Source organism: Streptomyces sp. CBMA123, assembly GCF_014596465.1.
Lineage (GTDB): Bacteria > Actinomycetota > Actinomycetes > Streptomycetales > Streptomycetaceae > Kitasatospora.
In genome coordinates, this window is record NZ_MECK01000260.1 from 1 (window position 1) to 7,372 (window position 7,372).

8 protein-coding genes are annotated in these 7,372 nt (G+C 72.8%); 2 read left to right on the plus strand and 6 right to left on the minus strand.

Translation table 11 applies throughout. The features are described 5' to 3' along the window. A complete protein-coding gene (locus tag BG452_RS26075; protein ID WP_188306790.1) occupies positions 1-267 on the minus strand; it encodes a hypothetical protein in 267 nt (88 codons plus the stop codon). A gap of 93 nt (positions 268-360) precedes the next feature. Further along, positions 361-726: a DUF488 domain-containing protein gene (locus BG452_RS26080; protein ID WP_188306791.1), complete on the minus strand. Its 366-nt coding sequence runs from the start codon at positions 724-726 to the stop codon at positions 361-363. Positions 727-991: 265 nt separating this feature from the next. Here BG452_RS26080 and ctaD point away from each other — a divergent pair, with 265 nt between their 5' ends. Together ctaD and BG452_RS26090 are read left to right on the plus strand one after the other, a co-directional pair. Beyond that, positions 992-2,719, plus strand: a complete 1,728-nt coding sequence (gene ctaD, locus BG452_RS26085; RefSeq protein WP_188306792.1) for a cytochrome c oxidase subunit I — start codon at positions 992-994, stop codon at positions 2,717-2,719. Then, entirely contained in the window at positions 2,716-3,117 is a 402-nt protein-coding gene (locus tag BG452_RS26090) for a cytochrome c oxidase subunit 4 (RefSeq protein ID WP_188306793.1), read from the plus strand. Before ctaD ends, BG452_RS26090 begins: the two co-directional genes overlap by 4 nt. Here the strand turns inward: BG452_RS26090 and BG452_RS26095 are convergent. The 4 genes from BG452_RS26095 to BG452_RS26110 all read right to left on the minus strand — a co-directional run. After that, positions 3,077-4,807: a cytochrome b gene (locus BG452_RS26095; protein ID WP_188306794.1), complete on the minus strand. Its 1,731-nt coding sequence runs from the start codon at positions 4,805-4,807 to the stop codon at positions 3,077-3,079. The two genes, BG452_RS26090 and BG452_RS26095, sit on opposite strands and share 41 nt — an antisense overlap. A 104-nt stretch (positions 4,808-4,911) precedes the next feature. Next, positions 4,912-5,385 carry a nucleoside deaminase gene (locus BG452_RS26100; protein ID WP_188306795.1) on the minus strand — a complete coding sequence of 158 codons (474 nt, stop codon included), beginning with the start codon at positions 5,383-5,385 and terminating at the stop codon, positions 4,912-4,914. A 120-nt stretch (positions 5,386-5,505) separates the two neighbouring features. Then, positions 5,506-6,135, minus strand: a complete 630-nt coding sequence (locus BG452_RS26105; protein WP_188306796.1) for a pyridoxamine 5'-phosphate oxidase family protein — start codon at positions 6,133-6,135, stop codon at positions 5,506-5,508. Between the two features lie 127 nt (positions 6,136-6,262). Continuing rightward, positions 6,263-7,372, minus strand: a 1,110-nt coding sequence (locus BG452_RS26110) for an AI-2E family transporter (protein ID WP_188306797.1), incomplete at its 5' end; no start/stop codon positions are given.

Genomic DNA, 7,372 nt, shown 5'->3' on the forward strand with positions numbered 1-7,372 from the left:
TCAGCGGGCCCGCAGGGCGGCCTCGCAGGCGGCGCAGCGCCGGTCGGCCAGGGCGGGCGGGTACCAGGGCTCGCCCGGGCGGGCCGGCCGGTAGTGGGAGTGCTCCATCGGGTCGGTGTCGAGGCCGCACAGGGTGCGGGGGAGCGGGTCCTCGGGCACGTCCGGGTCGCCGCCCGCCGCGTGCACCGCGAGCACCACCGGCTCCACGCCGTCGGGTCCGAGGGCTTCGTCCTGTTCGAGTTCGAACAGGACGACGATCGCCGTCATGTCGTGCCACCTGTCCGTGTCCTGGCCGTCATCGCCCCGGCCGTCATCGTTGTGGTCGTCATGGCCCCGGCCGCCATCGCCGGATCCCGCCGTTCAGTGCTGCCTCTTCGCCAGCCAGTCGGCGAGCACGGCCGCCTGGCTGTGGTCGGCGTCCCTGGTGGCGGTCAGCAGGGTGAGCGGGTCGTGGGCGGCCAGCTCGCGCAGGTGCCCGGCGGCCTCCCGGTGCTCGGTGTCGCGCAGCTCGGCGAGGTAGCGGCGGCGGAACTCGGTGAAGCGCTCCGGGTCGTGGCCGTACCACTGGCGCAGTCCGGTCGACGGGGCGACGTCGCGCAGCCATTCGTCCAGGTGCGCGTCCTCCTTCTTCATCCCGCGCGGCCAGACGCGGTCCACCAGCACCCGCTGCCCGTCCCGGGGCGAGGCGTCCTCGTAGATCCGCCGGTAGGTGATCTGTGCGGCCATGACGGGTTCCTCCCGGCTCGGTGTGCTGGTGGCGGGTCCGCCCACACTGGTGGGTCCGCCCACACCAGCGTGTGCCCGGACCGGGTGGATCCGCACACCGACGGCGCAGCGGGGGCGGCGCGCGCCCGCCGGTGCCGCGTGGCGCCCCGGGGCACCGATCCGCCGCCGCTAGGGTCGCTCCCGGTGCGCGGGGCCGACCAGTCCGGGGAGGACGGGGTCCGAGGCGCTGCCGGGGGGTGTCATCCGGTTCCGCTGCGGAGGTTCCATGAGTGCGTCCGACACCACCGTCGACTCCACCGTCGGCACCGGCGCGCCGCCGCGCGTCCGGCTGCGGGTGCGGCGGGGCAGCAGGCTGCTGCACTGGCTGTTCACCACGGACCACAAGGTGATCGGCAACCTCTACCTGGCGACGGCCTTCGGGTTCTTCCTGGTCGGGGGTCTGATGGCGCTGCTGATGCGGACGCAGCTGCTGGGCCCCGACACCGGGTTCCTGTCGAACGAGCGCTACAACCAGATGTTCACCATGCACGGCACGATCATGCTGCTGCTGTTCGCCACCCCGACCTTCGCCGGCTTCGCCAACGCGATCATGCCGCTGCAGATCGGCGCGCCCGACGTGGCCTTCCCCCGGCTGAACGCCTTCACCTACTGGGCCTTCCTGCTGGGCGGCCTGATGGTGCTGAGCGGCTTCCTCACCGCGGGCGGCGCCCCCGCCTTCGGCTGGTTCGCCTACGCGCCGCTGAACGGGCCGGAGCACTCGCCGGGAACGGGGCCGGACCTGTGGGCCCTTGGCCTGGTGGTGGCCGGTCTCGGGACGATTCTGGGTTCGGTCAACTTCATCACCACCATCACCTGCCTGCGGGCGCCGGGCATGACGCTGTTCCGGATGCCGATCTTCACCTGGAACGTGCTGTTCACCTCGATCATGGTGCTGCTGGCCTTCCCGGTGCTCACCGCGGCCCTGCTGCTGCTGGAGGCGGACCGCAAGTTCGGCGCCCACGTCTTCGACCCGGCCAACGGCGGGGCGATGCTGTGGCAGCACCTGTTCTGGTTCTTCGGCCACCCGGAGGTGTACATCGTCGCGGTGCCGTTCTTCGGCATCGTCAGCGAGATCATCCCGGTGTTCAGCCGCAAGCCGCTGTTCGGCTACTACGGGATGATCGGCGCGACCATCGCCATCACCTCGCTGTCGATGTCGGTGTGGGCGCACCACATGTTCGCCACCGGGCAGGTGCTGCTGCCGTTCTTCTCGATGATGTCCTTCCTGATCGCGGTGCCCACCGGGGTGAAGTTCTTCAACTGGATCGGCACGATGTGGCACGGCTCGCTGTCCTTCGAGACCCCGATGCTGTGGTCGGTCGGCTTCCTGGTGACCTTCCTGTTCGGCGGCCTGAGCGGGGTGCTGCTGGCCGCGCCGCCGATCGACTTCCACGTCACCGACAGCTACTTCGTGGTGGCCCACCTCCACTACGTCCTGTTCGGGACGGTGGTGTTCGCGACCTTCGCGGGCTTCTACTTCTGGTGGCCGAAGATCACCGGGAAGATGCTCGACGAGCGGATCGGCAAGGTGCACTTCTGGATCCTGTTCATCGGGTTCCAGACCACCTTCCTGGTGATGCACTGGCTGGGCGCCCAGGGCATGCCCCGCCGCTACGCGACGTACCTGGCGGTGGACGGTTTCACCACGCTCAACGTGGTCGCCTCGGTCGGGGCCTTCCTGCTCGGGGTCTCCAACCTGCCGTTCTTCTACAACGTCTGGACCACCACCCGGCACGGCACCCGGGTCGAGCAGGACGATCCGTGGGGCTGGGGCCGCTCCCTCGAATGGGCCACCTCCAGTCCGCCACCGCACCACAACTTCCTGGTGCTGCCCCGGATCCGCTCCGAGTCGCCGGCCTTCGACCTGCACCACCCGGAGGTGCCGCCGGACGGCTCGTCGAGCGGCTCCGGGCAGCCGCAGGGCGGCCGGAGCGGACGGGGGGAGGCGCGATGAAGGCCGAGGGGTGGCTGTTCGCCGTCATGACGGTGTTCTTCGCGGTGACCGGGCTGGTCTACGGGTTCTGGGCGCGGGAGCCGGCCGGCAAGGCGATCCTGACGGTGGCGTTCCTGATGTCGGGGCTGGTCGCGCTGTTCTGGTTCGTCCAGCACCAGCGGCGCGGCGGCGGGCGGCCCCAGGACCGCAAGGACGCCGAGATCGTGGAGTCCGCCGGGCCGGTGGGCTTCTTCCCGGCCCGCAGCGGCTACCCGGTGCTCACGGCGGCGGGCCTGGCGGTCTTCGCGCTGGGCCTGGTGTTCGCCCGCTGGCTGATCGTCTGCGGGGCGGTGCTGCTCGGCTTCGCCGTGTTCGGCTTCATCTTCCAGTACCACGACCGCGGCGACGGCGGGGCCTGAACCTGTGGAACAGCCGGCCCAACGGCCCGCGTCCCTCCGGGAGCGCGGGCCGCTGGGCCGTCGGCCGCGCGGGGTGCACCGGGTCGGTGAGGACGGCCGCGACGGCGCGGGCCTCCTGCTCGGTGGCGGGCAGGTCGACCCGGTCGCCGTGGTACCAGGAGCCGAGTGCCGCCCGGGCCCGTTCGGTGCGCGGCGCCCCGGGCAGCGGCTCGGCCGGCCGCGGGGCGTCGCGCACCAGCATCGCGTACCGCTCGGCCGCCGGCACCGGCCTGCGGTGCCCGTCGAAGCCGCCCTCGATCGACTGGTCGATCCGGCCGGTCGCGTCGCCCTCCAGCAGCCGGGAGCGGTCCCTGTCCTGGAGGGCGAGGCAGAGCCAGCGGGTGAGCAGGAACGCCAGCGCCGGCGCCAGGAAGAACGCCGCCCGCAGCACCCAGGTCAGGGAGTTGACGGAGACGCCGAAGACGTACGCGATCACGTCGTTGCCGCCGGCGACCAGCAGCACCGTGTAGCCGGTGACCCCGGCGACCCCGAGCGCCGTACGGATCGGCTTGTTGCGCGGCCGGTCGCACAGGTGGTGCTCGCCGCCACCGGGGGTGAGCCAGCGCTCCACGAAGGGGTAGGCGTACAGCACCCCGAACAGCAGGCCGGGCACCACCAGGGCGGGCAGGAAGGCGTTCCACGCGATGGTGTGCCCGAGCACCCCGGTCTCGACGGCCGGCATCAGCCGCAGCGCCCCCTCGATGAAGCCGATGTACCAGTCGGGCTGGGCGCCCGCCCCGGCGATGTCCGGCCGGTACGCGCTGTAGCGCCAGATCGGGTTGATCTCCGCGGCCAGCGCGGACAGCGTCAGGATGCCGCCGACGGTGAAGGCCAGGCCGGTGGTGCGGGTCAGGAACTGGGGGAAGAAGGGGAGCCCCACCACGTTCCGGTTGGTCCGGCCCGGCGCCGCCCACTGGGTGTGCTTGAGCACCACCACCAGGGTCAGGTGCGCCCCGATCAGCGCCAGCAGCAGACCGGGCACCAGGAGGACGTGCACGGTGAACAGCCGCGGGATGACCGCGTGCCCGGGGAACTCGCCGCCGAAGGCGAAGAAGCTCAGGTAGGTGCCGACCAGCGGCACCGAGAGCAGCACGCCCTCGGCGATCCTGAGCCCGGTGCCGGACAGCGTGTCGTCCGGCAGCGAGTAGCCGGAGAACCCCTCCAGCAGGGCGAGGGTCAGCAGCGTCACCCCGATCACCCAGTTCAGCTCGCGCGGGCGGCGGAACGCGCCGGTGAAGAACACCCGCAGCAGGTGCGCGCAGATCGAGGCGACGAACAGCAGGGCCGCCCAGTGGTGGATCTGACGGACCAGCAGGCCGCCGCGCACCTCGAAGCTGATCCGCAGGGTCGAGGCGTAGGCCTCGGACATCCGCACCCCGCGCAGCGGCAGGTACGGGCCCTGGTAGTCGATGTCGCCCATGCTCGGGGTGAAGAAGAAGGTGAGGAACACCCCGGTCAGCAGCAGGAAGACGAAGCTGTACAGGGCCAGTTCGCTCAGCAGGAACGACCAGTGGTCGGGGAACGCCTTGCGGAGCAGCAGCCGACCCGCCTCCGTCAGCGGGAGCCGCCCGTCGACGGCCCGTACGGCGTGCTCGGCGGGCGCGGGCGGGTTCGCGGGTACCCGCCGGTCGTGGCCCTGGTTTCCGTCCATAGCGGGCAACCTAGTGCGAAACGCCCGGACCGGCCGGGCAGGGCCTCCCGATACTGCTCCCGAGCGAGCGCGGAGCACCCCACCGGAGCAACCGGCGCGGTCGGCTACCCCCAGTAGCCGACGTGGACGGCGGAGGCCTCCTCGAAGAGGAACGGGCCCGCCACCTCCACCGTGCTGCCGCCGGCCGCGAAGACCGCGCGGCAGGGCAGGTCGAGGACCGGCTCGTCCGGGTCCGCGCCCGCGATGGCGTTCAGCTCGGGCGCGGCGAGGGCGTAGACGACCCGACGGATGCCGCTCCAGTAGATCGCCCCGGCGCACATCGCGCACGGCTCGGTGCTGGAGTAGAGGGTGGCCTCGGCGAGTTGGTGCGGGGCCAGGGTGCGGGAGGCCTCGCGGACCAGGTTGAGCTCCGCGTGGGCGGTGACGTCGTGGTCGGTCAGCACGGTGTTCTCGGCGGTCAGCAGGACGTCCCCGTCCGGGCCGGTGAGCAGCGCGCCGAAGGGGTGGTTGCCGTGGGCCCGGGCGGAGGCGCCGAGTTCGATGGCGGCGAGCAGGTGGGCGGGGGAGTGGTCGGCCATGGCGGGTCTCCTCGGGCGGGGCGAACGGCGGGGCGGGGGCAGAGCGGGGCGGCCGCGCCTCCGGGCCCCTCGACCAGTGTCACCCGGACCTCGCGGGGCCGCCCCGGCACCCCCCTCGGCTCAGCCGTAGAGCCGGGCGCCGTACTGCGGGCCGTAGTACTGCTCCAGGTCCGCCAGGGCCTCGTCCGGCCGCTCCAGGCTCCTGGCGATGCGCGCCCGGGACGGGGCCGCCTGCGGGTCCCAGGACTCGGGCTTCCAGAGCGCGGAGCGCAGGAAGGACTTGGAGCAGTGGTAGAACACCTCCTCGATCTCGACCAGGAGCGCCACCGGGGGCCGGTGCCCGTTGACCACCAGCCGGTCGAAGAACGGCGCGTCGCGCACGAGGCGGGCCCGGCCGTTGATCCGCAGGGTGTCGCCGCGGCCGGGGACCACGTACAGCAGGCCGACGTGGGGGTTGCCCAGGACGTTCCGGAAGCCGTCCGTACGCCGGTTGCCGGGGCGCTCCGGCACCACGATCGTGGTGTCGTCCAGGACCAGGGTGAAGCCGGCCGGATCGCCCTTCGGCGAGGCGTCGCACCTGCCGTCGGCCGCGGCCGTGGAGACCACGCAGAACGGCGAGGCCGCCAGCCACGCGCGGTCGTGCTCGTGCAGCGACGTCCGTACCTTGCCCGCGTCCCGCGGGGTCGGCGCCCCGAGTATCTCCCGCAGCTCGTCCTCCGAAGTGATCTCCACCAGCCCGTCCGCCCACATCGGCGTCCCCTTCCCCGTGCGATCGTCCCGTGCCGTGACGTTGCGGCCAGCCTAGGGCGCGAGCCGCCGGGGACGTCAGGGGGCAGCCCCAGCGGCAGCCGGGTGGTGGGAGGGGCCGGGACGGACGTCAGCGGTCGCGCGGGGACCGGCGCGGGTGCTCGCCCACCGCCGGGGCATCGCGCCCTGATGGCGGACGCCCCCGCGCACGGTGGTCCCGCAGCTCGGTGAGCACCGCCCAGGCCACCGACACCACCGGCACCGCGACCACCGCGCCCAGCACCCCGGCCAGCACCGCGCCGCCGATCACCGACAGGGCCACCGCCACCGGGTGGATGCGCACCGACCAGCTCAGCACCAGCGGATGCAGCAGATGGCCCTCGATCTGGCCGATCACCACGATCAGGGCCAGCACCAGCAGCGCGACCACCGGCCCGCGCGCGGCCAGCGCCACCAGCGCGGCCACCGCCAGGGCGATCGGGGAGCCGACCAGGGGCACCAGCGCAGCCACGAACTCCAGCACCATCAGCGGCAGCACCAGCGGCACCCGCAGGACGGCCAAGGCGATGCCGACCAGCACCGCGTTGACCGCCGCCACGATCAGCACCCCGCGGGTGTAGCCGGCGAAGGTCTGCCAGGCGGCCTGTCCGGCCCGGCTCCAGGCGGGGCGGGCCCGGGCCGGGAGCTGGCGCTGCGCCCAGGCCCACATCCGGTCGCCGGAGTGCAGGAAGAACACCGAGCAGAACACCGCGAGGGCCAGCCCGGTGACCAGCTCGACGGCCCGGCTCGCGCCGCTGAGCGCGGTGGTCAGCAGCGCCGAGCGGTGGGCCGAGACAAACGCGCCGATCTTCGTCCGCAGGTCCGTGACGGTGCCGGACCGCAGATGGAAGGGGGCGCCGGTGAGCCAGTGGTCGATCCGGCCGAGACCGCCGCGCAGCTCGTCGCCGATCTGGTTCCACTGGTCGGCGACGTTCGTCCCCACCAGCGCCAGGACTCCGCCGACCAGCGCGATCGCGCACATGAAGGCCACCAGCACGGCGAGCGAGCGGGGTAGCACCCGGGCGAGCAGGTCGACCAGCGGGCGCAGCACCGAGGTGATCACCAGCGCCACGAACAGCGCTATCACCGGCATCTCCAGCTCGCCGAGCACCTCGACGACCAGGTACGCGGCCACCCCGAGCAGCCCCAGCCGCCAGATGTACCCGGCGGTGGTGCGCAGCCCGGCCGGGACGCGCTCCGG

Bases quoted from the DNA above. Each gene is read 5' to 3' on its own strand.
- BG452_RS26075 (WP_188306790.1), bottom strand. From the start codon at position 267: ATGACGGCGATCGTCGTCCTGTTCGAACTCGAACAGGACGAAGCCCTC.
- BG452_RS26080 (WP_188306791.1), bottom strand. From the start codon at position 726: ATGGCCGCACAGATCACCTACCGGCGGATCTACGAGGACGCCTCGCCC.
- ctaD (WP_188306792.1), top strand. From the start codon at position 992: ATGAGTGCGTCCGACACCACCGTCGACTCCACCGTCGGCACCGGCGCG.
- BG452_RS26090 (WP_188306793.1), top strand. From the start codon at position 2,716: ATGAAGGCCGAGGGGTGGCTGTTCGCCGTCATGACGGTGTTCTTCGCG.
- BG452_RS26095 (WP_188306794.1), bottom strand. From the start codon at position 4,807: ATGGACGGAAACCAGGGCCACGACCGGCGGGTACCCGCGAACCCGCCC.
- BG452_RS26100 (WP_188306795.1), bottom strand. From the start codon at position 5,385: ATGGCCGACCACTCCCCCGCCCACCTGCTCGCCGCCATCGAACTCGGC.
- BG452_RS26105 (WP_188306796.1), bottom strand. From the start codon at position 6,135: ATGTGGGCGGACGGGCTGGTGGAGATCACTTCGGAGGACGAGCTGCGG.